Here is a 23,570-nt window from a genome sequence, read left to right on the forward strand (position 1 = left end):
GAACGCGTTGCTCTACGACCCACATTCCGCTGTCGTCCCGGCCTAGTGCGCAATTGCGCACGGGCGCCGGGACCCATAACCCCAGGGAGAAGTGGGGCGAAGATTCATAGTTGCGCTTGCGTCGGTACGAAGACCGCCACCTTCCGATACACCACGCGGTATGGGTCCCGGCGCCCGTGCGCAATTGCGCACTAGGCCGGGACGACACCGTTGATTGGAGCGCCAGCTCAGATCGACTTCAGCACGTACCGTCTGTTGTCCTTCTGCACCGGGCGCGCGTTCATCGGATAGAGCTTTGCGAACGCGGCGACGTCGGCGGCCGAGACCTGGATCGGGGTGGTCAGCAGCAGCCATTCGACCACTTCCGAGCAGGGTGGCGTCGTCAGCGAGCCGGGATAGCGGAAGTAGCTGAGCTTGGTTGGCAGCATGGCGTGCGGATCGATGCCGGCATCGGCCTTCACCGCCGGGCCTTCCGCCGCCGGCATGGTCTTGACGATCTTGCCGAAGGCCGGGTTCGCCCGGCCCTCCGCCATCAGCACGCCGACCACGGCGAGCCCGCCGGCCTCGTTGCGATGGACGAAATGCGCCTCCATCGGAAAATTCTTGCCGCCGATCATGTGCTCGCTCGGCCGGTGGAAGTGTACCTGCAGCAGCTTGTATTTGACGTCGCCGAGCATCAGCGTGCTGCCTTCGGCGAAGTTGAGCTGGATCGTGTGCCCGTTGTTGACGATGGTGTCGGCGCTCTTGCCCCAATTCAGCTTCAGGACCGGCAGTTGCGACTTGATCGTCCCCTCGATGTCGATCGGCGATTGCTGAAGGCCGACCGCGCAGGCCTTGTTGGCCGCGTCGAGATCGCCCCATTTGGCCGGGCCGCCGGCGCCTTCGTAACTCCAATGCGCGCCTTCGGCGGCGAAGGCCGGCTTGCAGAGCGGACAAAGTGCGAGACCCGCGAGGGCCTTCAATGCATGACGGCGATTCATCGTATTCCCCTAAGATAAAGCTGGAGCGGTAGTATCGGCCGCAACCTATGCGAGAGGTCCGGTGAGTCGCAATGGCGATCCGAATCGGACGCGGCGCCGGTATGGGGGTCATGTTGCGGTTAAGGTCATAGCTACTGGCTCGTCCACACGATCCGCGCAATCCACGCCACCTCGTCCGCCGCCATCGTGCGCGCGGCCTGCGGTGCATCGAGCGATTGCAGCTCCAGTGCCTTCGCGGTGCGGCGCCTCAGCGTTGCGATCGTCACCTCGCCCGCCCTGCCCCTCACCAGCACGCGATCGCCTTTGCGGATCGGCGCATCGGGCGACACCAGGACGATGTCGCCGTCGCGATAAACAGGCGCGAACGCATCGCCGGAAATCTCCAGCGCAAAAGTGCGGCTGTCCTCGGTGGCGGGAAGCGCCGTTTCGGTCCAGCCCTTGCCGGAAGGAAGACCGGACTCGTCGAAGGCCCCGCTCGCGCCGGCCAGGGCGAAGCCGAGCAGCGGGACCGAGCGGGAATCGCCGGCGTCGTCGTCGATCAGTTTCGCAAAGCTCTCGATCGAAGCGTCGGCGGCGGCGAGCGCCTTGGCGATCGATTCGGTCGAGGGCCAGCGCTCGCGGCCGTCCGAGGTGACGCGTTTGGACCTGTTGAACGTGGTGGGATCGAGCCCGGCGCGCTTGGCAAGGCCGGACGGTGACAGACCGGCGCGCGCCGCCAGCCGATCCAGCGCGACCCAGATCTGGTCGTGAGTCAGTATCCTCTGCGCTTTGGCCTGTCTGACCATGGAAGGTCCAGCCTGTCGCAACCCAGGAAAACTGTCCTCAAATCAACCGGTTTTCTGTTTTTCGCGCAAGAGGCGGCGGGAGAAGGCGTTTTCAAGCGAAGCGGATACCGGTTCGCGCCAGGAAAACGCGTCAAAACGAGGATCTGGAGCCCCGCTTCGATTTCATCGGACCGGAAATGGCTTGAGGTCTTGAGTTCGGCAGGGGCGGCCTTTACGGTCGCGCCGGGGCTTTTGAAGACCCGCGATAGACGAAAAAACCCAAAAGACTCAAAGAGCAACAGGGCTGCGCAAGCGGTGGTCAAGATCTACAAAATCTGTCCGGCCTCGGCCTGGCGTGAGGCGGAACGGCAGGGTGTCTACCTCGGCAGCGCAGACGATGCGCGCGACGGTTTCATCCATTTCTCGACCGCCGCCCAGGTTCCCGAGACCCTGCGCAAGCACTATTTCGGGCAGCGCGCGCTGTTCCTGGTCGAGATCGACAGCGACGCGCTCGGCAGCGAACTGCGCTGGGAGCGCTCGCGCAATGAGGAGCTGTTTCCGCATCTCTACGGCGAGCTCGATCTCGGCGCCGTCATCATGGTGATGAATCTCAACATCCGCTCCGACGGCGGCCACGACGTTCCGGAGCTTGCCCCGTGATCCGCGCTTTCGACGCCTTTTCGCTGCCCGTGCTGCGCTGGCTCGATCCGGAAGATGCGCATCGCCTGGCGATCCAGGGCCTGCGCTTCCTGCCGCCGATCAAGCCGCGCACCGACGATCCCAAGCTCGCGATGCGCGCCTTCGGACTCAACTTTCCCAACCCGATCGGCATGGCCGCCGGCTTCGACAAGAGCGCGGAGGTGCCGGACGCGCTGCTGCGGCTCGGCTTCGGCTTCGTCGAGATCGGGTCGGTGACGCCGAAGCCGCAGGCCGGCAATCCCAGGCCGCGGCTGTTTCGCCTCGAGCGCGACGAAGCCATCATCAACCGCATGGGCTTCAACAATGACGGCGCGGACGTCGCATTGCGCCGGCTTGCCGCGCGCGCGCAGCACGGCGGCATCGTCGGCGTCAATGTCGGCGCCAACAAGGATTCGCCGGATCGCGTCGCCGATTACGTCAAGCTGATCGAGACCTTCGCGCCGGTCGCGAGCTATTTCACCGTCAACGTCTCCTCGCCGAACACGCCGGGCCTGCGCAATTTGCAGGAAGGCGCGCTGCTCGACGAGCTGCTCGCACGCGTGATCGACGCCCGCGAGCGTGTCAGGCAGAAGGCCGGCGACACGCCGGTGCTGCTCAAGATCGCGCCGGATCTGAGCCTCGCCCAGCTCGACGATGTCGTGCAGGTCGCGCGCTCGCGCAGGGTCGACGGCATGATCGTGTCGAACACGACGATTTCGCGGCCGAGCACGCTGCGGGAGGAGATGCGCGCCAAGGAGCAAGGCGGCCTGTCCGGCCGGCCGCTGTTCCGGCTGTCGACGCGGATGGTCGCCGAGACCTATGTGCGCGTCGAGGGCGCATTCCCGCTGATCGGCGTCGGCGGCGTGGACTCCGGCGGCGCCGCACTGACCAAGATCCGCGCGGGTGCCAGCCTGATCCAGCTCTATTCGTCGCTGGTCTACAAGGGCCTCGGCCTCGTCGACGAGATCAAGCGCGACCTCACCTCGACGCTGCTCCGCACCGGGCGCGATTCGCTGTCCGAGATCGTCGGCGCCGATGCGGCGACGCTCACCGCCGAAGACTGGCCGGGGATGTAGTCCCTCGCCTCTCCCCGCTCGCGGGGAGAGGCCGGAATTTGCGAGAGCAAATTCCGGGTGAGGGGGACTCTCCACGAGTCCATCTGCCAGCGTCCCCGCGGAGACTCCCCCTCACCCCAACCCTCTCCCCGCAAGCGGGGAGAGGGGGAGGAAACAGCTACCCCCGTCTCACACTGGCCCCGCCATCCACCGGCAGGGTCACGCCGGTGATGAAGTTGGCCTCGTCCGACGCCAGGAACAGCGCGGCGTTGGCGACGTCCCAGCCCGTGCCCATCTTCTTGCGCAGCGGCACCTTGCTGTCGCGCTCGGCTTCGACCTCGGCGCGCGTTTTGTGCCATTCGCGGGCGCGGGTGTCGACGGCCATCGGCGTGTTCATCAGGCCGGGCAGGACGACGTTGGCGCGGATGCCGTACTCCGCATTCTGGTAGGCAAGCTGCTCGGTGAAGGCGATCATCGCCGATTTCGTCGCCTTGTAGGCGACGTAAGGATAGGTGGTGATCGCGGCCATCGAGGAGATGTTGATGATGGCGCCGCTTCCTTGCGCGCGCATGATCGGGATCACCTCCTTCGCGGCGAGAACGCAGCTCTTGAGGTTGATGGCGACGACGCGGTCGAACGCTTCTTCGGTGATATCGAGCAGCTCGGCATCGCCGCCGGACAGGCTGACGCCGACATTGTTGTGAAGCACGTCGATCCGGCCCCAGCGGGTCTGCGCGTCCTTCACCATCGCCTTGATGTCGGCAGCCTTGGTCACGTCGGCCTTGAAGGCCGCGGCCGTGCCCTGCGCCGCCGCGATCATCGCAACCGTTTCCTGTGCGGATTCCAGATGATGGTCGACGCACAGGACCCTGGCGCCCTCGCGCGCGAAGGTCAGCGCGGTGGCGCGGCCGTTGCCCATGCCCTCGCCAGGGCTTTGCCCGGCGCCGACCACGATCGCAACCTTGTCCTTCAAGCGCATGTCAGTTCACTCCCGGGATCGGGTACTGCTGGAGTACCTCTTTGTAATACGGCTCGTTGTCGATCTTCATGGTCGCGAGCACGCGGACCACGCCGCAATAGAAGGCGATGGTGAGCACGAGGTCGGTCATGTGCTCGTCGGACAGATCCTTCTTGATCTCGGCGAAGGTCGCATCGGACATCGCGAGCTCGCGCACCATCTCGCGGGCGCCCTTCAGGATCGCTCTTGCCAGCGGCTCCAGCTTCGAGGGCCGCCCTTCGGTCTCCGCCATCAGGCCGGCGATGTCTTCGTCGGTGACGCCGAATTCCTTGCCGATCTTCACATGGTGGGTGAATTCGTATTCCGATCGCTCCATCCAGCCGACCTGGAGGATGGCGAGCTCCCGCAGGCGCGGATCGAGCTTGCTCTTGAAGCGGATATAGCCGCCGATGCCGTTGAATGCGCGCGCCATCTCCGGCGAGTTGACCAGCAGCTTGTGCAGATTGGTGTTGCGCTTGAGCATGTCGCGATATTCGGGCGCGACCTGGTCGGCCTCGAGATAGGGCAGGCGGGCCATTTCCATGTTTCCTCTAGTGTTCCTGTGACTCGCGTTCGGGGGCTTGCAGCGTCACGCCGCCGTCGACCACCAGCACCTGGCCGGTGATGTAGCGCGCAAAATTGCTGAGCAGGAATTTGACGGCGTGGCCGACGTCCCAGCCGGTGCCTTCGGTCTTGAGCAGGGAGGCCCTGGCGCGATTGGCGCGCGCCTGCTCGCTCATGCCGCGGGCATAGACCATCGGCGTGTACATCGGGCCGGGGCAAATGCAGTTGACGCGGATGTTGTCGCGACCGTGGTCGACTGCCATGGCGCGGGTGAGGCCGATGATGGCGGCCTTCGAGGTCGTGTAGGTCGTGAGCCCGCGCGGCCGCAGCGCCGAGATCGAGGAGATGTTCACGATCGCGCCGCCCCCGGCGGTTCGGATCATGGCGGGGATCGCGTGCTTTGAGAGCAGGAACATGGTCTCGACATTGACCTGCATGACGCGGCGGTATTGCTCGGGTGTCTCGTCCACGACGCTGCCGCGGCTGCCGATGCCGACATTGTTGTCGAGGAAATCGAGCCGGCCCCAGCGGTCGAGCGCGGCTTCCACCAGTGTCTTGCAATCACTTTCGCTGGTGACGTCGCCACCATGTGCCGCCGCCGTGCCGCCTTCGGCGGCGATCATCTCCACGGTGCGTTCGGCGAGCTTGAGGTCCCGATCGGCAACGAGCACTCTCGCGCCCGCTCGGGCCAGCAATATTGCTGCAGCGCGGCCGTTGCCAATGCCATCGCCCGCGGCGCCGCCGCCGCTGATCAGCGCCACCTTGCCGGCGAGGCCGGCATCGTCCTCAGGGCCCTGCATGTCATTTCATCCCGCTATTTTCGTGCAGACTAGCAATCGTGACGATGAGAGAGAAGGCCGGTGGTCCCGCGCTCATGTCATTGACATCGCGTGGAATTGCATGCCGCTGCACGAGATTGGCGACCGCAGGATCGCGCGTCTTGGAACCGACCTCACGCGATCGCGTTTGTTGCGGAGCCTGTCCCGCGCTAGGCTCTTCCCCGGGGCTTCCCAACCGCCAGTGGCTTGCCGATGAATCTGCTCGATCCGCAAGGGCCCGTGGCTGCGGCCAACAGCACCATCCTGATCGACTCCGTCTTCATCATGCTTGCGATCGTGGTGCCGACCATTGTCGCGATCCTGGCCTTTGCGTTCTGGTTTCGCGCCTCGAATGGCAAGGCGCGCTACCAGCCGGACTTCGTCTATTCCGGCCGCGTCGAGATGGTGGTGTGGTCGATCCCGGCGCTCACCGTCATCCTGCTCGGCGGCGTCGCCTGGATCGGCTCGCACCAGCTTGACCCCGCAGCGCCGGTGCCGGGCACCGGCAGTCCGGTCCGCATCCAGGCCGTCTCGCTCGACTGGAAATGGCTCTTCATCTATCCCGACCAGCGCATCGCCACCGTCAACACGCTGACGGTGCCGGCCGGCGCCGAGCTGAACTTCCAGCTGACATCGTCGAGCGTGATGAACACGTTCTTCATCCCGCAGCTCGGCAGCATGATCTACACCATGAATGGCATGGTGACGAAGCTGAACCTGCGCGCCGACAACGAGGGCAAGCTGCAAGGATTGTCGGCGCATTTCTCCGGCGACGGCTTTCCCGACATGATGTTCGACGTCAACGTGATCTCGCCGCTCGCCTTTCCGGACTGGGTGGCGACGACGGCCAAGACGGACGCGGTGCTGGACGAGGCCAGCTACAGGACGCTGATGCAGCAGGGGATCGAGAAGGGCAGGCCGGCCTATCGTCTTGAAGACCCGCGCCTGTTCGACCTGATTGCGAACCAGCACATTCCGCCGGGGCCGGGCCCGGAGCTGATCTCCGATGCCGGTCGTCCGCACAGTGGAGGCCACGATGCTCGGTAAGCTCGATTGGTCCGCGATCCCGTTCGATCAGCCGATCCCGCTCGTCGCAGGCGCGGTGGTGCTGGTCGCGATCCTCGCCGTGCTGATCTGGGTCGTGGTGAAGGGGCATCTTCCCTATCTCTGGCACGAATGGATCACGAGCGTCGATCACAAGCGGATCGGCGTGATGTACATCCTGCTGGCGTCGGTGATGCTGCTGCGCGGCGGCAGCGACGCCATCATGATGCGGATCCAGCAGGCGGTCGCCTACCAGTCTCAGGGCTATCTACCGCCGGAGCACTACAACCAGATCTTCTCGGCGCACGGCACCATCATGATCTTCTTCGTGGCGATGCCGTTCGTGATCGGGTTGATGAACCTCGTGGTGCCGCTGCAGCTCGGCGTGCGCGACGTCGCGTTTCCGACACTCAATTCGGTCGGTTTCTGGCTGACGGCGACCGGTGCGCTGCTGGTCAATCTCTCCCTCGTGATCGGGGAGTTTGCGCGCACCGGCTGGCTCGCCTTTCCGCCGCTGTCGGAATTGTCCTATTCGCCGGGCGTCGGCGTCGATTATTACGCCTGGTCGCTGCAGATCTCCGGTGTCGGTACGCTGGTGGCCGGCATCAATCTCGTCACGACGGTGCTGAAGCTGCGCACCAAAGGCATGAATTATCTGCGCATGCCGATGTTCTGCTGGACCACGCTGGCTTCGAACCTCCTGATCGTCGCAGCCTTCCCCATCCTCACCGCGACGCTCGCGATGCTGCTGCTCGACCGCTATCTCGGCTTCCACTTCTTCACCAATGAAGCCGGTGGCAACGTCATGATGTTCATGAATTTGATCTGGGCCTGGGGGCATCCCGAGGTCTACATCCTGGTGCTGCCGGCCTTCGGCATTTTTTCCGAGGTGGTCTCGACCTTCTCCGGCAAGGCGCTGTTCGGCTATCGCTCCATGGTGCTCGCGACCATGGCGATCTGCGTCGTCTCCTTCATGGTCTGGCTGCATCATTTCTTCACGATGGGCGCAGGGCCCGACGTCAACGCCATCTTCGGCATCGCCAGCATGATCATCGCGATACCGACGGGCGTGAAGATCTACAATTGGCTGTTCACGATGTATGGCGGCCGCATCCGTTTCGCGACGCCGATGCTGTGGTCGGTCGGCTTCATGGTCACCTTCATCATCGGCGGTCTGACGGGTGTGCTTCTCGCGGTGCCGCCGGCTGACTTCATGCTTCACAACAGCATGTTCCTGGTGGCGCACTTCCACAACGTCATCATCGGCGGCGTGCTGTTCGGCGCCTTCGCGGGCTTCGAATACTGGTTTCCGAAGGCGTTCGGCTTTCGCCTCGACGAGCGCTGGGGCAAGGCCGCGTTCTGGTTCACGTTCCTCGGATTCTTCGCCACTTTCGTCCCGCTCTATGTCGCCGGAATGCTCGGCATGACCAGACGGATGCAGCACTATGATGTCGCGGCGTGGCGGCCCTGGATGATCGTGGCCGCATTCGGCATGGCCGTGCTGACGATCGGCGTGGTCTGCCAGATCGTGCAGCTCGTGGTCAGCATCCGCAATCGCGAGGCGTTGCGCGACCGCACCGGCGATCCCTGGGACGGGCGTTCGCTGGAATGGGCGACGTCGTCACCGCCGCCCGTATTCAATTTCGCCTTCAATCCCGACGTGCGCGGCGAAGACGCCTATTGGGACATGAAAGCCCGTGCCCAGCAGCAATCGCTCGAGCATGAAGTGCCCGAGTATCGTGACATCGAGATGCCCCGGAACTCGCCGACGGGATTCGTCTGCGCGTTCTTTGCCACCATCATGGGCTTTGCGTTGATCTGGCATATCTGGTGGATGGTGATCCTCGGCGGCCTCGGCGCGTTCGCGACCTTCGTCGTGTTCGCCTGGCGCGACCATGACGAATACGTCATCCCGGCCGAGGAGGTCGCCCGCATCGACCGCGTCAATCTCGAGGAGCGGCGCGGGCTCGTCAGCATGGCGGGAGCGACCTGATGTCGATGACCGCAACCGCCGGCCGTGCGCAGGCCGATCCTCATCACATCGGCGTCGTGATCGAGCATCCCGGGCCTGCGTCGAAACGGATCGTCACCGCCTACGGCTTCTGGATTTTCCTGCTCTCCGACATCGTGATGTTCTCCTGCTTCTTCGCCGCCTATGCGGTGCTGTCCGGCCAAACCGCCGGCGGCCCGAAAGGCTCGGAGATTTTCGAGCAGGGGAATGTCGCAATCGAGACGGTGTGCCTGCTGCTGTCGAGCTTCACTTGCGGCATGGCCAGTATTGCCGCTGACGTCCGCAACCGCTTCTGGTTCTATCTCGGCATGGCCGTGACCTGCGTGCTGGGCGTGATCTTCCTCGTCATCGAGTTTCGCGAATTCGCCGACCTCGTCGCGCGGGGCTATGGCCCGTCGCGTAGCGCGTTCCTCACCGCGTTCTTCTCGCTGGTCGGGTGCCACGGCCTGCATGTCTCCGCCGGCGTGCTGTGGCTCCTCACCATGATGGCCCAGGTCTTCGCGAAAGGCTTTCGCGCCGACGTCTTGCGCCGGATGATGTGTTTTGCGCTGTTCTGGCATGCGCTCGACATCATCTGGGTCGGGGTCTTTTCCGTCGTCTACCTGCTTGGGAGTGGCGTATGAGCGATCAGATGCACATGCATGCCGAACACGACCTCGCACCGGGCGACGAGGAACAACATAGTGTCGGGGTCCGTATCCTCGGTTACGTCATCGGGCTTGCGCTTGCGCTGCTGCTCACGGGGACATCGTTCTTCATCGCCGGCACCGATCTGGTCTGGCAGCCCTCGATTCCCGTCGCGCTGATTGTGCTCGCAATCGCGCAGATGGGCGTGCATCTGGTGTTCTTCCTGCACATCACAACCGGCCCCGATAACACCAACAACGTGCTGGCGCTCGCCTTCGGCCTTCTTGTGGTCTTCCTCGTGGTCGGCGGCACGGTCTGGATCATGGCGCATCTGAACGCCAACATGCCGCCGATGGACCAGATCATGCGGATGCAGTGACAGCACCGCACAAAAAAGAAGAGCCGCTTGTTGTGACAAGCGGCCCAAGTCTAGGGAGGAAACGCCCAAGCAAGGCAATCGGCCGAAACCGGATTGCTGCCAAGGAAACGCATGCGCAAGCGCTTGCGTACGCATACAAATGCAGCAACTTCGGGCTTTGTTCAATTCCGGATCAATACGGTCCCGGACTACCACTCACGGATGCGTGAACGGCTTTGTTCACTTCGGCCGGCGGCAATTATAGGCCTTGCGGAATCCGGCCGCCTGGGCGTCATCCTCCGAGCAGAACCAGCGGTCCGGCTTGGTGGTGGCCGGGTAGCTCGGGCAACCCCGCAAATGATAGATGCCGATATTGCCGGTGACGCGGGCGCGCACTGCAAGCTTGCCCTTGATGCTGCAGCTCGGCGGCATCGTCAGCTCCTCCGGGAAGAGCACGGCGCGAATTTCCTTGTCGCGGTCCTGGCGGCAGGCAGCGCCCAGGAGGGCGCCGTCCTTCTTGCCGCTGCGAAAGTCTTGCGGTGCAACAAAGCAGCCCTTCCAGATTCCGGCCGAGGCCGTCTTGGCTTCGCCAGCCGCCGGCTTGACGTTTGCCTTGATCGGCTCCCGCGCGACGGCAAATCCGAGCTTGACCAGCTGCTCGTTCAAGGTCGTCTTGTCGCCCTCGGCCGTGCAGATGGCGCGATGGCGCTTGCCGAAGCTCTTTTCCGGCCCGACATCGTCACAGCGCACCGAGCGCTTGTTGATCAGCTTCGCCAGCTGGTCGCGGGCCTCGATACCGCAGGTCCAGGGATCGGCGTGATCGTCGATGCAGACCTGGTCCAGCTCGGGCGCGTCGACACCGTCGAGCCGGTAGGTGACGTCGCCAAGCTGGATGGAGTTGCCGTCGCGGACCGTCGCGGCAGCCGTCAGCGCGGAGGCGGCCCCTGACGTCGCCAGGACTCCGGACAAGGCAAAGAAAGAAACAAGCGCAAACGCGCGGGCGGCGGCAAAAGCACTTCGGAAGGACATACGGTCTCGCTATCGATTGCTCGGTCGCCTGTTCCTAGCATCCGGATGTGGCTATACCAATGGTCTGCACCCTGCGAAGTGCGACATTCCGGCCTCGCGGCTTTACTCCCCGCCCGCTCTGATCCTATCGTTCGCGTGCCTTGCCGACAGAGCAGGCCGAATCGCCCGGTAAGCGGCGAGGGCGGGAGGAAAAGGTTGCGATGAAAGAGCCCGTGGACGTCCTGATCATCGGTGCCGGCGCGTCGGGCGCGGCGGTGGCGTGGTCGCTGGCCGAGACCAAGATGCACATTCTCTGCCTGGAGCAGGGCGGCTGGATGAACCCGGCGGAATATCCCAGCACGGGCCGGGACTGGGAGGCCAAGTTCTTTGGTGAGTGGTCGTCGAGCCCGAATATCCGAGGCCGACCCGAGGACTATCCGATCAATGACGACAATTCGCCGATCAAGGTCGTCAATTACAACGCGGTCGGTGGCTCGACCGTGATGTACACCGCGCATTGGCCGCGGCTGCATCCTTCCGATTTCAAGGTGAAGACGCTCGACGGCGTCGCGGACGACTGGCCGATCGACTACGACGCGCTGACGCCGTTCTTCGAGGAGAACGACCGGATGATGGGCACGTCGGGCCTCTCGGGCGATCCGCTCTCGCCGCTGACGCATCCGCCGATGCCGCAGCAGCCGATGGGATTGTCCGGCGCCATCGTCGGCAAGGCCATGAACAAGCTCGGCTGGCACTGGTGGCCGTCGGACACGACGGTCGCGACCATGGACTACGAGGGCCGGGCGCGCTGCATCAATCTCGGCCATTGCACGCCGGCCTGCGCGCAAGGCGCGAAATCCTCCACCGACATCACCTATTGGCCGCACGCGATCCGCGCCGGCGTCGAGCTGCGCACGCATTGCCGGGTGCGCGAGATCACCACCGACGAGAACGGCATGGCCTCGGGCGTGGTCTATTACGACAAGGACGGCGTCGAGCAGTTCCAGCCCGCGCATGTCGTCATCATCGCCTGCAACGGCGTCGGTACGCCTCGGCTGCTCTTGAACTCCGCGTCGAGCCGCTTCCCGAATGGCCTTGCCAATTCATCGGGCCTCGTCGGCAAGAACTTGATGTTCCACCCCTACGCGCAGATCTACGGCTACGTGAAGGAGCCGACCGACAGCAACCGCGCGCCGCCGACCTGCCTGTGGAGCAAGGAGTGGTACGACACCGACTTGTCGCGCGGTTTCGTGCGCGGCTATGGCGTGCAATTCGTGCGCGGCGCAGGTCCCGTGTTCGAAGCGGTCATCAGCGAGCAAAAGGGCATTTTGCCGTGGGGCGAGGATCATCACCGCGTCTTCCGCAAGCTCAACGGCCATCGGCTCGGCTTCTCCGCGATCTGCGAGGATTTGCCGGAGGAGCATAATCAAGTCACGCTCGATCCCGTCCTGAAAGACAGCCACGGCATTCCCGCGCCGAAGATCGACTACACGATCAGCGAGAACAGCCGGAAGATGATGGATCACGCGCTCGCCCGTGGCCGCGAGGTTCTGGAGACAGCGGGCGCGACCGATATCTGCGTCAACTCGCCGATCCCCTGGGGCGGCTGGCATCTGCTCGGCACGGCGCGGATGGGCACCGATCCCGCGCGCTCCGTGGTCAACGAATGGGGCCGCACGCACGACGTGAAGAACCTCTTCATCGTCGACGGCAGTATCTTCGTCACCTCGGGCGGCGTGAACCCGACCTCCACCATCCAGGCCCTCGCGCTCTACATCGCCGACCAGATGAAGCAGCGCCTCGCCAATTTGTTCGACTGAGGCCGTCATGTCTGCAGACAATCTCACGCGTACCCAACGCGACGATCTCCGCACCGTCGCCGCGATGATCATCCCGGCCAGCGACGCGTACAAGGTGCCCGGTGCCGACGATCCCGCAATCCAGGCCGACATCCTTGCAACGCTAGGCCGTGACACCAAATTGGTGGCGGCGGCACTGGATCAGTTGGCGCGGCTTGCCGGAGGGCCGTTCGCCGAGCTCGATGCCGACAGGCGCGACGCGGTGGCACAGGAGTTCCGCAAGGCGGGCGGCGCGGCTGCCGCAACGCTCGTTCGGGTCGTCCTGCAATGCTACTACCGGGACGACCGGGTGCTGCGCTCGCTCGGGATCGAGCAGCGCGCGCCGTTCCCCAAGGGCCATGTGCTCCCGGACGGCGACTGGTCCCTGCTCGATCCGGTCAAGGCGAGGGGCGGCACGCTGAGGCGGGCCCCCTAGCCACATGGGCAGTCACGACCCGGCAGTCCAGCCCCGCGCATCCGGGGGGCACCTTGCGCGGCAGTGAGCAGGCCACCATCTGTGTGAGCCTTCAAGGACTCTTGCCATGCTGGATTTCACCTCGGATATCGTCGATGACACCCCGTCATCGCGAACAACCACATCTGCCCCGGCCGACGACCGGGCGCTGCTGGATGCCTATTCCAACGCCGTGATCGACGTGACCGACCGCGTCGGCCCTGCAGTCGTGCGCGTCGAGACCGGGCCGAAAGTGCCAAACGGCCGCGAGCGCGGCGGGCTCGGCTCAGGCATCGTGATCTCGCCTGATGGCCTCGTCCTCACCAATAGCCACGTCGTCGGCACATCCAGGGAGATCCGGCTGCGCGACGTCGAGGGCCATGTCGGCGAGGCCCAGGTGCTCGGCGTCGATCCCGACACCGATCTTGCATTGTTGCGCGCCAACGGCGTGCGCCATCTGCCTTATGCCGCGCTCGGCAATTCCAAGACGCTGCGGCGCGGCCAGCTGGTGATCGCGATCGGCAATCCGCTCGGCTTTGAATCGACCGTGACCGCCGGTGTGGTCTCCGCGCTCGGACGTTCGATCCGCTCGGTGAGCGGGCGCACCATCGAGGACGTGATCCAGACCGATGCCGCACTCAATCCCGGGAATTCCGGGGGGCCCTTGCTGTCGTCGAATGCCGAGGTGATCGGCATCAACACGGCCATCATCAACGGCGCGCAGGGCATCTGCTTTGCGGTTGCCAGCAACACCGCGCAGTTCGTGCTGTCGGAGATCATCCGTCACGGTTACGTTCGGCGCGCTTTTATCGGCGTTGCTGGCCAGACCGCGCCGGTACCGCGGCGACATGCGGTGCTGGCCGGCGTCGAGAACAAGATGGGCGCGCTATTGATGCAGATCGAGCCCGACGGCCCGGCGGCCAAGGCTGGCCTGCTGCCCGGTGACGTCGTGATCAAGCTGGACGGCGTCGAGATCAACGGCGTGGACGATCTGATCCGGGTGCTCGACCGCGATCGCATCGGCCGGCGGCTCGCCATGGACGTGCTGCGGCTCGGCCGGCTGCGGGCGATCGACATCGATCCGATCGAGCGGAGGCCGGCGCGCTAGCGTTGGCCCCTCCGGGCGAGGTATGACGGTTTATGCCTTGTCCTCGGACCCTTGCCGCATGATGCCGGCGCATGAGACCTACGACGTCATCGTCATCGGCGCGGGTGCCGGTGGCATGACGGCGGCGGCCGTGGCCGCGACCGAAGGCCTGCGCGTGCTGGTGATCGAGAAGACCGCGTTCGTCGGCGGCACCACCGCCTGGTCCGGTGGCATGGTCTGGATTCCCGCCAATGCCAGGATGAAGGAAGCGGGGCTGTCGGACAGCGTCACCGACGCCGTCCAATACCTGTCGAGCACCGTGCCGGAGCCTGCGAATGCGGGGCTTCGGGCCGCTTTCCTTGCGCGCGGGCCGGAGGCGATCTCCTGGCTCGAGGCCAACACCGAAGTGCGGCTCCAGCCGGTGACGGTCTATCCGGACTATTACCCGGAGCGATTGGGGGCGACATCCGGCGGGCGCGTGCTGGAGCCGGTGGCGTTCGACGGCAAGCGGCTGGGTGAAGGCTTTGCACGGCTGCGTGCACCGTTGCCGGAGTTCACGCTGTTCGGCGGGATGATGGTCAATCGGCTCGACATTCCGCATCTTCGGCGCGTCGGAAAATCGCTGCGTTCGACCTTGCGCGCGGTGCGGCTGGTGTCGGCATACGCGTTGCAGCGGCTGCGCAGCCCGCGCGGGACGACGCTGCATCTCGGCAATGCGCTCGCCGCGCGGCTCTATGCCTCGCTGCTGGCGCGGCAGGTCGAGATCCTCTTCAGCGCTGATGTCGAGGATCTGTCGATGCAGGGCGACCGTGTCGCAGGCGTTCTGATACGCCATGGCGCGCGCGATCGGCTGATAGCGGCGCGCCGCGGCGTGGTGCTGGCGACCGGCGGCTTCTCGCATGATGCTGCCTTGCGCAAACGCTTCTTCCCCCCGGCGGCCGGTCATGTTTCGGCGACGAATACATCAGGCACCGGCGATGGGCTTCGCCTTGCGGCCACGGCGGGTGCCGCGCTGAATACGGATGCGACCAGCCCGGCCTATTGGGTGCCGGCCTCGCTATTCCCCAGGGCCGACGGCAGCCGTGGCGTGTTCCCGCATACGGTGACCGACCGCGCCAAGCCCGGTGTGATTGCCGTCAATGCCGCGGGCCGGCGTTTCGTCAACGAGGCGCTGTCGTACCACGAGTTCGGGCTGGCCATGCTGCGCGATGGCAATGGTGAGCCGGATCGGCCGTTCTATCTGATCTGCGACCGTCCGTTCCTGTGGGCTTATGGCCTCGGCCGCATCAAGCCGTTCACGCGGAGTGTGCGGCGCTATGTGGCGAGCGGCGAACTGGTCGAGGCCGCTGACGTTGTGCAGTTGGCGACGAAGATCGGTATCAAGCCTTCCGTGCTTTCGGCAACGATCGCGAGCTACAATGAAGGTGCGAAGGAGGGGCGCGATCCCGAGTTCGGCCGCGGCAGCACAATCTACCAGCGGCACCTCGGCGATGCCCGACACAAGCCCAACCCCTGCGTCGCGCCCATCCTCCACGCGCCGTTCTTCGCGATGCGCATCTACCCCGCCGATCTCGGCACCGCCATCGGCATGAAAGTCGATGCCCAAGGACGCGTGTTGCGCGCGGACGGCACGCCGGTCGCAGGGCTGTATGCGTGCGGAAACGATATGGGCTCGATCATGAACGGCAATTATCCGGGGCCGGGCATCACGCTCGGGCCGGCGCTGACGTTCGGGTATATCGCGGGAAGGCATCTGGCGGAGGGGAGCGGGGCGCCGACGATGCCGAGCGTCGCCACGACGTCGGTCTAGCCATCCCCACCACTGTCATGCCCCGCGAAAGCGGGGCATCCAGTACGCCACAACTTATCGATTCAACCACAACTGTCTCGGAGTACTGGATCGCCCGGTCATCAAGCCGGGCGATGACCCTGAGTGTGTAGCGAGCGCGCTCCACCACCTCCGTCATTGCGAGCGCAGCGAAGCAATCCAGGCTGCCTCTGAGGAAAGACTCTGGATTGCTTCGTCGCAAGGGCTCCTCGCAATGACGGGGAGAGGGGCTCGCGCCTAACTGCTACTCCGCCGCCGCGGCAAAGCGGCTGTTCTCCAGCTCCGCCTCCAGCCGCGCCTTTTCGGCTGCCGCCAATTTGACATTGGCTTCCTTGACGTGCCCGAAGCCGCGGATGGTCTCCGGCACGCGGGCGAGCCGTGCCAGCAGCGGGATCTGCTCGGCCTTCAGTCCGGTCATCCGCTGATCGATCATCGCAAGGTAATCCGCGACCAGCTTGCGCTCGGTCCGGCGCTCCTCGGTGCGACCGAACGGATCGAACGTGCCGCCGCGCAGGAATTTCAGCTTCGCCAGCACGCGGAAGGCGTGGAGCATCCAGCCGCCGAATTCCTGCTTCTGGAGACGTCCCGTCGTCTTGTCGCGCTTGGCGAAGATCGGCGGGGCCAAGTGGTATTTCAGCGTGAAGTCGCCGTCGAACTTCTCCGACACCTTCCTGGCAAAGCTGCCGTCGGTATAGAGCCGGGCCACCTCGTACTCGTCCTTGTACGACATCAGCTTGAACAGGTTCTTCGCGACGGCCTCGGCCAGCTCCGTGGACGCGGGCGACGCCGCACTCTCGGCCTTGCGCACTTTGGCGACGGCCGCGAGATAGCGGTCGGCGTAAGCCTTGTCCTGATAGGAGGTCAGGAATTCGGCGCGGGTCGCGATGATGTCGTCGAGCGACTTGGTCGGCGCGGCGGCCCGGCTCTTGAACTGCAGCACACTGCGCACCCGCGACATGTCGTGGGCGGCGAGGCGGCCCCAGGTGAAGGCGAGCTTGTTCATCTCGATCGCGGCGCCGTTGATCTCGATGGCGCGGAGCAGGGCCTCCAGCGACAGCGGGATCGCGCCCTTCTGGAAGGCAAAGCCGAGCATGAAGGGATTGGTCGCGATGCTGTCGCCCATCAGCGCTGAGGCGATGCCGGTGGCGTCGATGATGTCGAGGTTCTTGTCGCCGATGGCGTCGCGCAGCACGGTCTGCATCGTGCCCATCTCGAAGTCGAGGTCGGGGTTTTGCACAAAGCTCGCGGTCGGCTGCAGGTCCGCATTGATATACGCCTTGGTCACGCCGCGCTCGGCGCGGCTGAGCGCGGAGGGACCTGCCGAGACGATCATGTCGCAGCCGAGGATGACGTCGGCGCCGCCGGTGGTAATGCGGACCGCGGAGATGTCCTCCGGCCTCGGCGCGATGCGGACATGGCTCATCACCGCGCCGTTCTTCTGCGACAGGCCGGTGAAATCCAGCGCGGAGCAGCCGCGGCCGTCGACGTGGGCGGCCATGCCGAGCAGCGCGCCGATGGTGATGACGCCCGTGCCGCCGATGCCGGTGACGAGGATGTTGTAGGGGCCGTCAAGCTCGCGCGCGGGCGGCAGCGGCAGATCGGCGAACAGCTGGCCGGAATCCACCGCCGAGGTCTTCATCCGCTTCAGCGTGCCGCCATGCACGGTGACGAAGCTCGGGCAGAAGCCTTCGACGCAGGAAAAATCCTTGTTGCAGTTCGACTGGTCGATCTGGCGCTTGCGGCCGAACTCGGTTTCCAGCGGCTGCACCGAGACGCAGTTGGAGGCCTGCGAGCAATCGCCGCAGCCTTCGCAAACCAGCTCGTTGATGAAGGCGCGCTTGGCAGGATCGGGATAGAGCCCGCGCTTGCGGCGGCGACGCTTCTCCGCGGCGCAGGTCTGGTCGTAGACGATGACGCTAAGACCCTTGACGTCGCGCAGCTCGCGCTGGACCGCATCGAGCTCGCGGCGGTGGTGGATGGTCGCGCCTTGCGGGAAGTAATTCCCGGCCGGGTACTTGCCGGGGTCGTCCGAGACGATGGCGAGCCGCTTGACGCCCTCGGCCCAGACCTGGTGCGCGATCTGCGCGACGTTGAAGGCGCCTTCGGCCGGCTGACCGCCGGTCATCGCCACGGCGTCGTTGTAGAGGATCTTGTATGTGATGTTGATGCCGGCCGCCGATGCCGCGCGAAGGGCGAGAAGCCCGGAATGGGTGTAGGTGCCGTCGCCGAGATTCTGGAAGATGTGCGTCTCGCTGGTGAAGGGCGACTGGCCGATCCAGTTCACGCCCTCGGCGCCCATATGCGAGATCAGGTCAGTGCGGCGGGTCGGCATGCTCAGAGCCATGCCGTGGCACCCAATGCCCGCCATGGCGCGGCTGCCCTCGGGCACGCGCGTCGAGGTGTTGTGCGGACAGCCCGAGCAGAAGAACGGCGTGCGCGCGAGCTTGATCTGCGTGCTCGTGGTGACGGGATTGTCGAAGGCCTCGAGCCGGGCGAGGCGCTGCTCCAGCACCGGGCTGTGATGGCCGAGCTTGCGCAAGCGCGCCACCAGCGCGCCGGCGACGATGGTCGGCGTCAGCTCGCCCTCGCTCGGCAACAGCGGTGCGCCGCGCTCGTCGCGCTTGCCCGTGATCGTCGGGCGCTTCGAGGCGTCGATGTTGTAGAGGATGCGCATCAGTTGGTCTTCGATGAAGCCGCGCTTCTCCTCGACCACGAGCACGTCCTGAAGCCCTTCGGCGAACCGCCTGGCGCCGCTTTCCTCCAGCGGCCAGGTCAGTGCGACCTTGTAGATGCGCAGGCCGAGATCCTGCGCGTCCTTGTCGGTGATGCCGAGGTCAGCCAGCGCCTGGCGCAGATCGAGATAGGCCTTGCCGGTGGCGACGATGCCGAGCCGCGCCGGCTTGGAGTCGAGCACGATGCGGTCGAGCTGGTTGGCGCGGGCGAAGGCCTGCACCGCGGCCATCTTCGGCCCGAACAGGCGCTTCTCGGCCTCGAGCGGCGGATCGGGCCAGCGGATGTTGAGGCCACCGGGCGGCATCTCGAAATCATCGGGCATGACGATCTTGATGCGCTTGGGATCGCTGTCAATCGACGCGGAGCTTTCCACGGTTTCGCTGATGGCCTTGAAGCCGACCCAGCAGCCGGAGAAGCGCGACAGCGCAAAACCATAGAGGCCGAGATCGAGATAATCCTGCAGCGTTGCCGGATTGATTACGGGGATCAGCGCCGCCGCGAACACCTGCTCGCTCTGATGCGCCAGCGTCGAGGACTGGCAGCCATGGTCATCGCCGGCCAGCGCCAGCACGCCGCCATTGCGCGAGGTGCCGGCCGCATTGGCATGCTTGAGCGCATCGACCGAGCGGTCGACGCCGGGACCCTTGCCGTACCAGATGCCGAAGACGCCATCGACCTTGGCGCCGGGGAACAGCCCGACCTGCTGGCTGCCCCAGACGGCGGTCGCCGCCAGATCCTCGTTCAGGCCGGGGACGAAGGCGATGTCGTGCTGCTGGAGGTGCGACTTCGCGCGCCACAGCGCGTGATCGTACATGCCAAGCGGAGAGCCGCGATAGCCGGAGATGAAGCCGCCGGTGTTGAGCCCCTGGAGCCGGTCGCGTTCGCGCTGCAACATGGGCAGTCGCACCAGAGCCTGCGTGCCGGACAGGAAGATCCGCTTCGATTCGAGCCGGTATTTGTCGTCCAGCTCGACCTGCAACAGCGTCATTTCGGAAGTCCTTGTTCTTCTTGGTCTGGCGGGGATTTTGCGCCGCGAAAAGAGACGCGGCTTGCGAAGCGGATGGTTGCAGTCAAAAGCATGGGTGGGCGAAGTCAATACGGCTAGCCGCATCCGTGGCGCTCCTGCTAGTCATGGCTGTCTGTGGAGGACATCATGGCTGCGAACGCATTCGAGACTGAGATCACCGAGACAGCCGAGGCCCTGATCGGGCCGTGGCGCCAGCCGCGCCAGATGCTTCAGGCGCAAACCTACGACGCGCACGCCTCCATCCACGACGACGCCACCGCGCAGAAGCTCGGCTTCAAGGGCGGCACGATCGAAGGGCCCACCCATTTCAGCCAGTTCGCTCCGCTCGGCGCGCGATTGTGGGGGCAAGCCTGGTTCGAGACCGGCTGCCTGTCGGCGCATTACCGCAGCGTCTGCTACGAGGGCGAGGAGGTGCAGGCGATCCTGTTGAAGCCGCTGCAGGGGACGAGCCAGTGCCAGATCCAGATGGTCAAGCGCGACGGCACCGAGGTGCTGCGCGGCACCGCATCCGTCGGTGAATCGCGTGCTGCAACCGCGCTCGAGGCACGCCTGGGCGAACTGAAGCCGCTCACCGACCCCGTGATCCTGCGCGATGTGAAGGTCGCGCACACGAGCAAGCGGCAGACGGTGCGGATGGCGTTCGACCAGATGATGGGCGACCTCTATCCCTTCTCGCTGCGCCAGAAGCTTGCCGTCATCACCGAGAACTCGCCCTATTATTCCGGCGCCGACAATCCGTGGGGCAAGCCGATCATTCCAATGGAGATGCTGAGCGTGCTGTTCCAGTACCGCTCCAAGGACGATCCGTTGCCCACCAAGGGCCCGGCCGTCGGCCTGTTCGCCGACCAGGAGATCCGGCTGATGAAGGGGCCGCTGTTCGAGGGTGAGGAGTACGAGGTCGAGCGTGAGGTGGTCGCGCTCTCCGGCAGCCGCCGCACCGAAAGCGCCTGGGCCAGGACGCGGGTGTTCGACAAGGCCGGCGCGGTGGTCGCGACCATGCTGCTGAACATGGCGACGCTGAAGGAGTCCTATGCGCCGTATGAGGAAGAGTATCGGCGGCTGTATGGGGCGGCGCGGTAGCCGCAAGGTGTCGTCGCCACACGCGAGACCGCCCATCCCTTAGGCAAATGCCGTTCGCAAAGCCGTCGCACAGCGAATGAGCATACACCGATCTTCGGCGTAAGTTTCTGACTGCACAACGAATTCCCCAGCGAACGGCGCTCCATCGCAATTGTACACAATGGCACGGCGCTTGCAGAACTCCTGACAAAGAGAGTTCTCGCGAGGGGCGGGCGTCATGCTGGACTCGAGCAAGCGGACATGGGGCGTCATCGGCGCCGAGCCCGAGCCGATCAGGCTCGACTGGCTTGCTACCGCGCTTCTCATCATCGACATGCAGCGCGACTTCATGGAGCCCGGCGGCTTCGGTGAGACACTCGGCAATGACGTCAGCCAGCTCGCGCGCGCGGTGAAGCCGATCGGCGCGGTGCTGCAAGCCGCGCGCGACACCGGCATGCTGGTGATCCACACCCGCGAGGGCCATCTGCCCGATCTCTCCGACGCGCCGCCCGCAAAGGTCGAACGCGGCGCGCCGAGCCTTCGGATCGGCGATCCCGGTCCCATGGGCCGCATTCTCATTCGTGGCGAGGCCGGCCATGACATCATCCCCGAGCTCTATCCGCTCGACAGCGAGATCGTGATCGACAAGCCCGGCAAGGGCGCGTTCTACGCCACCGAGCTCACGGACGTGCTGGAGAAATACGGCATCGAGAATCTCCTGGTGTGCGGCGTCACCACCGAGGTGTGCGTCAACACCACCGTGCGCGAGGCCAACGACCGCGGCTACCGCTGCGTCGTCATCTCCGACGGTTGCGCGTCCTACTTCCCCGAGTTTCACGAGATGGGCCTGAAGATGATCAAGGCCCAGGGCGGCATTTTCGGCTGGGTCGCGGGCTCCGCCGAAGTCTTGGAGGCAATGAAGACTTCGACCATTTCAGGGGTGACATCATGAGCACATTGACGGGGACGGCCGGCAAACCCGGATTCAAGCCGGCACTTTGGACATCGGGCGACTGGAACGCGTTTTTCGGCTTCGGCACCAACATCCTCGTCAACATGCTGGTGCTCACGGGCCTGCTGCGTTTCGTTCTGAAGATGCCTGACAGCCTCGTGTTCGGCCGCATCCTGCCCGCGCTCGGGCTGATGATGTGCCTGTCGACCTTCTACTACGCTTATCTCGCCTATCGCCTCGCACAGAAGACCGGCCGCGATGACGTCTGCGCGCTACCCTCGGGCGTCAGCGTGCCGCACATGTTCATCGTCACCTTCGTGATCATGCTGCCGATCACGCTGAAGACGGGCGATCCGCTCAAGGGCTGGTCGGCGGGGCTCGTCTGGGTGTTCTTCCAGAGCTTCATCCTGATGATCGGCGGCTTCATTGCTCCGTTCATTCGAAAAATCACGCCGCGCGCGGCGCTGCTCGGCACGCTCGCCGGCGTTTCCGTCACCTTCATCTCGATGCGGCCGGCGCTGGAAATGTACATGACGCCGCAGATCGGCCTCGTCTGCTTCGCCATCATCCTCGTGAGCTGGTTCGGCGGTGTCAAATACTGGCGCGGCATACCTGCTGGCCTCGTCGCCATCGCCGCCGGCATGATCATCGCCTGGGGATCGAACCTGTTCGGGCTCGGCCTCGGCGGATTGAGCGTCGCGGGCGTCGGCGCAGCTTTCGCCAATTTCGGCTTCTCGGTGCCGATTCCCGCCGTCGGCTACGTGTTCTCCGGCTTCGAATTCCTGGGCGTCATTCTCGTCACAGCGATTCCGTTCGGCATCTACGACCTCGTCGAGGCCATGGACAATGTCGAGAGCGCGGAAGCCGCCGGCGACGAATATCCGACCACGCGCGTGCTGACCGCCGACGGCGTTGTCAGCCTGGTCGGCTGCCTGATGGGCAATCCCTTCATCAACGCCGTCTATATCGGCCATCCCGGCTGGAAGGCGATGGGCGGCCGGATCGGCTATTCGGCCGCGACCGGCCTCATGGTGATCGTGCTGGCCTGGTTCGGCATCATCTCGGTACTGCTGGCGCTCGTGCCAGTCGTCGCGATCTCGCCGATCCTGCTCTACATCGGCATGCTGATCGGCGCGCAGGCGTTCCAGACCACGCCGGTCAAGCACGCGCCCGCGATCGTGCTGGCGCTGACGCCGCATCTGGCCGCCTGGGCCAAGCTGCAGATCGACACCATGCTGGGCTCGACCATGAATGCGGCGGCGAGTGTCGGCGGCATGGCCGCCGACAAGGCCGACGCCGTCAAAGCTGCCGCGATCGCCGCGCTGCCGCAGCAGGGCGTGTTCTATCACGGCCTCGAAGTGATGGGCGGCGGCTCCATCCTCGGCGGCCTCATTCTCGGTGCGATCGGTGTCTTCGTCATCGAGCGCGATTTCGAGAAGGCGTCCGCCTTCGCGCTGGTCGGTGCGGTCCTGACCTATTTCGGCTTCATGCACGGCGAGGCCGTCGGCATCGGCGGTGGCTTCGGCGTCACGCCCGCGGTTGCGCTCGCCTACGCCGTGATGTCCGCCGGCCTGTTCGCGGCCAGCAGGCTCGGCACCAGCGCACCCTATGCCGCGCATCCGGAAATGTCGGCCGCGCCGGCGGAGTAGAAGACGGCGCGAACTTCCGCGAAGCGGCCGGCAAGTGCC

General features: G+C 65.1%; 20 protein-coding genes. 13 read left to right on the plus strand and 7 right to left on the minus strand.

Annotation, left to right across the window (positions count from 1 at the left end; translation table 11 throughout):
- Positions 1-227: 227 nt before the first annotated feature.
- Both Q0743_RS24090 and Q0743_RS24095 read right to left on the minus strand, forming a co-directional pair.
- Complete coding sequence (locus Q0743_RS24090) at positions 228-980, minus strand: carbonic anhydrase (RefSeq protein ID WP_298243976.1); 753 nt, start codon at positions 978-980, stop codon at positions 228-230.
- 131 nt (positions 981-1,111) lie between these two features.
- Positions 1,112-1,765 (minus strand): helix-turn-helix transcriptional regulator, encoded by a 654-nt coding sequence (locus Q0743_RS24095; RefSeq protein ID WP_298243977.1) that lies wholly within the window; start codon positions 1,763-1,765, stop codon positions 1,112-1,114.
- A gap of 294 nt (positions 1,766-2,059) precedes the next feature.
- Between Q0743_RS24095 and Q0743_RS24100 the strand changes: the two genes are divergently transcribed.
- Both Q0743_RS24100 and Q0743_RS24105 read left to right on the plus strand, forming a co-directional pair.
- Complete coding sequence (locus Q0743_RS24100) at positions 2,060-2,404, plus strand: DUF952 domain-containing protein (protein ID WP_298243978.1); 345 nt, start codon at positions 2,060-2,062, stop codon at positions 2,402-2,404.
- Complete coding sequence (locus Q0743_RS24105) at positions 2,401-3,498, plus strand: quinone-dependent dihydroorotate dehydrogenase (protein ID WP_298243979.1); 1,098 nt, start codon at positions 2,401-2,403, stop codon at positions 3,496-3,498. Before Q0743_RS24100 ends, Q0743_RS24105 begins: the two co-directional genes overlap by 4 nt.
- A gap of 157 nt (positions 3,499-3,655) precedes the next feature.
- Here Q0743_RS24105 and Q0743_RS24110 read toward each other — a convergent pair whose 3' ends face one another.
- The 3 genes from Q0743_RS24110 to Q0743_RS24120 are packed head-to-tail and all read right to left on the minus strand — an operon-like array spanning position 3,656 to position 5,838.
- Complete coding sequence (locus Q0743_RS24110; protein WP_298243980.1) at positions 3,656-4,456, minus strand: SDR family NAD(P)-dependent oxidoreductase; 801 nt, start codon at positions 4,454-4,456, stop codon at positions 3,656-3,658.
- A 1-nt stretch (position 4,457) separates the two neighbouring features.
- Positions 4,458-5,012: a carboxymuconolactone decarboxylase family protein gene (locus tag Q0743_RS24115; RefSeq protein ID WP_298243981.1), complete on the minus strand. Its 555-nt coding sequence runs from the start codon at positions 5,010-5,012 to the stop codon at positions 4,458-4,460.
- A 13-nt stretch (positions 5,013-5,025) separates the two neighbouring features.
- Positions 5,026-5,838, minus strand: coding sequence for an SDR family NAD(P)-dependent oxidoreductase (locus Q0743_RS24120; RefSeq protein ID WP_298243982.1), 813 nt, complete (start codon positions 5,836-5,838; stop codon positions 5,026-5,028).
- 231 nt (positions 5,839-6,069) lie between these two features.
- On the opposite strand from Q0743_RS24120, the gene Q0743_RS24125 reads away from it, so the two are divergent.
- Genes Q0743_RS24125 through cyoD form a run of 4 tightly spaced genes read left to right on the plus strand, consistent with a single transcriptional unit; the run spans position 6,070 to position 9,917 of the window.
- Positions 6,070-6,903 carry a cytochrome ubiquinol oxidase subunit II gene (locus Q0743_RS24125; protein WP_298243983.1) on the plus strand — a complete coding sequence of 278 codons (834 nt, stop codon included), beginning with the start codon at positions 6,070-6,072 and terminating at the stop codon, positions 6,901-6,903.
- Positions 6,893-8,893: a cytochrome o ubiquinol oxidase subunit I gene (cyoB, locus tag Q0743_RS24130; RefSeq protein WP_298243984.1), complete on the plus strand. Its 2,001-nt coding sequence runs from the start codon at positions 6,893-6,895 to the stop codon at positions 8,891-8,893. The genes Q0743_RS24125 and cyoB overlap by 11 nt, the downstream gene beginning before the upstream one ends.
- Positions 8,893-9,534 (plus strand): cytochrome (ubi)quinol oxidase subunit III, encoded by a 642-nt coding sequence (locus Q0743_RS24135; protein WP_298243985.1) that lies wholly within the window; start codon positions 8,893-8,895, stop codon positions 9,532-9,534. Before cyoB ends, Q0743_RS24135 begins: the two co-directional genes overlap by 1 nt.
- Positions 9,531-9,917 (plus strand): cytochrome o ubiquinol oxidase subunit IV, encoded by a 387-nt coding sequence (cyoD, locus tag Q0743_RS24140; protein WP_298243986.1) that lies wholly within the window; start codon positions 9,531-9,533, stop codon positions 9,915-9,917. The genes Q0743_RS24135 and cyoD overlap by 4 nt, the downstream gene beginning before the upstream one ends.
- 219 nt (positions 9,918-10,136) lie before the next feature.
- Here cyoD and Q0743_RS24145 read toward each other — a convergent pair whose 3' ends face one another.
- Positions 10,137-10,925 (minus strand): thermonuclease family protein, encoded by a 789-nt coding sequence (locus tag Q0743_RS24145; protein WP_298243987.1) that lies wholly within the window; start codon positions 10,923-10,925, stop codon positions 10,137-10,139.
- Positions 10,926-11,125: 200 nt separating this feature from the next.
- Between Q0743_RS24145 and Q0743_RS24150 the strand changes: the two genes are divergently transcribed.
- The 4 genes from Q0743_RS24150 (at position 11,126) to Q0743_RS24165 (ending at position 16,093) form a co-directional block, all read left to right on the plus strand.
- Complete coding sequence (locus tag Q0743_RS24150; RefSeq protein WP_298243988.1) at positions 11,126-12,724, plus strand: GMC family oxidoreductase; 1,599 nt, start codon at positions 11,126-11,128, stop codon at positions 12,722-12,724.
- 7 nt (positions 12,725-12,731) lie between these two features.
- On the plus strand, positions 12,732-13,178 hold the full coding sequence (locus tag Q0743_RS24155) for a hypothetical protein (protein WP_298243989.1): 447 nt from the start codon (positions 12,732-12,734) through the stop codon (positions 13,176-13,178).
- A 106-nt stretch (positions 13,179-13,284) separates the two neighbouring features.
- Positions 13,285-14,304: a trypsin-like peptidase domain-containing protein gene (locus Q0743_RS24160; protein WP_298243990.1), complete on the plus strand. Its 1,020-nt coding sequence runs from the start codon at positions 13,285-13,287 to the stop codon at positions 14,302-14,304.
- A 58-nt stretch (positions 14,305-14,362) separates the two neighbouring features.
- Positions 14,363-16,093 (plus strand): FAD-dependent oxidoreductase, encoded by a 1,731-nt coding sequence (locus Q0743_RS24165; protein WP_298243991.1) that lies wholly within the window; start codon positions 14,363-14,365, stop codon positions 16,091-16,093.
- A gap of 262 nt (positions 16,094-16,355) precedes the next feature.
- Here the strand turns inward: Q0743_RS24165 and Q0743_RS24170 are convergent, their stop codons facing one another.
- Positions 16,356-19,832, minus strand: a complete 3,477-nt coding sequence (locus Q0743_RS24170; protein WP_298243992.1) for an indolepyruvate ferredoxin oxidoreductase family protein — start codon at positions 19,830-19,832, stop codon at positions 16,356-16,358.
- A 165-nt stretch (positions 19,833-19,997) separates the two neighbouring features.
- Between Q0743_RS24170 and Q0743_RS24175 the strand changes: the two genes are divergently transcribed.
- The 3 genes from Q0743_RS24175 (at position 19,998) to Q0743_RS24185 (ending at position 23,531) form a co-directional block, all read left to right on the plus strand.
- Positions 19,998-20,951, plus strand: a complete 954-nt coding sequence (locus tag Q0743_RS24175; RefSeq protein WP_298243993.1) for a hypothetical protein — start codon at positions 19,998-20,000, stop codon at positions 20,949-20,951.
- Between the two features lie 217 nt (positions 20,952-21,168).
- Entirely contained in the window at positions 21,169-21,882 is a 714-nt protein-coding gene (locus tag Q0743_RS24180) for a cysteine hydrolase family protein (protein ID WP_298243994.1), read from the plus strand.
- On the plus strand, positions 21,879-23,531 hold the full coding sequence (locus tag Q0743_RS24185) for a regulator (RefSeq protein ID WP_298243995.1): 1,653 nt from the start codon (positions 21,879-21,881) through the stop codon (positions 23,529-23,531). The genes Q0743_RS24180 and Q0743_RS24185 overlap by 4 nt, the downstream gene beginning before the upstream one ends.
- Positions 23,532-23,570: the final 39 nt, after the last annotated feature.

It is taken from the genome of uncultured Bradyrhizobium sp., from assembly GCF_936943645.1.
Taxonomy (GTDB): Bacteria; Pseudomonadota; Alphaproteobacteria; order Rhizobiales; family Xanthobacteraceae; genus Bradyrhizobium.

Coding starts and splice junctions, on each gene's coding strand:
- Q0743_RS24090 (WP_298243976.1), bottom strand. CDS start 980: ATGAATCGCCGTCATGCATTGAAGGCCCTCGCGGGTCTCGCACTTTGT.
- Q0743_RS24095 (WP_298243977.1), bottom strand. CDS start 1,765: ATGGTCAGACAGGCCAAAGCGCAGAGGATACTGACTCACGACCAGATC.
- Q0743_RS24110 (WP_298243980.1), bottom strand. CDS start 4,456: ATGCGCTTGAAGGACAAGGTTGCGATCGTGGTCGGCGCCGGGCAAAGC.
- Q0743_RS24115 (WP_298243981.1), bottom strand. CDS start 5,012: ATGGCCCGCCTGCCCTATCTCGAGGCCGACCAGGTCGCGCCCGAATAT.
- Q0743_RS24120 (WP_298243982.1), bottom strand. CDS start 5,838: ATGCAGGGCCCTGAGGACGATGCCGGCCTCGCCGGCAAGGTGGCGCTG.
- Q0743_RS24125 (WP_298243983.1), top strand. CDS start 6,070: ATGAATCTGCTCGATCCGCAAGGGCCCGTGGCTGCGGCCAACAGCACC.
- cyoB (WP_298243984.1), top strand. CDS start 6,893: ATGCTCGGTAAGCTCGATTGGTCCGCGATCCCGTTCGATCAGCCGATC.
- Q0743_RS24135 (WP_298243985.1), top strand. CDS start 8,893: ATGTCGATGACCGCAACCGCCGGCCGTGCGCAGGCCGATCCTCATCAC.
- cyoD (WP_298243986.1), top strand. CDS start 9,531: ATGAGCGATCAGATGCACATGCATGCCGAACACGACCTCGCACCGGGC.
- Q0743_RS24145 (WP_298243987.1), bottom strand. CDS start 10,925: ATGTCCTTCCGAAGTGCTTTTGCCGCCGCCCGCGCGTTTGCGCTTGTT.
- Q0743_RS24150 (WP_298243988.1), top strand. CDS start 11,126: ATGAAAGAGCCCGTGGACGTCCTGATCATCGGTGCCGGCGCGTCGGGC.
- Q0743_RS24155 (WP_298243989.1), top strand. CDS start 12,732: ATGTCTGCAGACAATCTCACGCGTACCCAACGCGACGATCTCCGCACC.
- Q0743_RS24160 (WP_298243990.1), top strand. CDS start 13,285: ATGCTGGATTTCACCTCGGATATCGTCGATGACACCCCGTCATCGCGA.
- Q0743_RS24165 (WP_298243991.1), top strand. CDS start 14,363: ATGATGCCGGCGCATGAGACCTACGACGTCATCGTCATCGGCGCGGGT.
- Q0743_RS24170 (WP_298243992.1), bottom strand. CDS start 19,832: ATGACGCTGTTGCAGGTCGAGCTGGACGACAAATACCGGCTCGAATCG.
- Q0743_RS24175 (WP_298243993.1), top strand. CDS start 19,998: ATGGCTGCGAACGCATTCGAGACTGAGATCACCGAGACAGCCGAGGCC.
- Q0743_RS24180 (WP_298243994.1), top strand. CDS start 21,169: ATGCTGGACTCGAGCAAGCGGACATGGGGCGTCATCGGCGCCGAGCCC.
- Q0743_RS24185 (WP_298243995.1), top strand. CDS start 21,879: ATGAGCACATTGACGGGGACGGCCGGCAAACCCGGATTCAAGCCGGCA.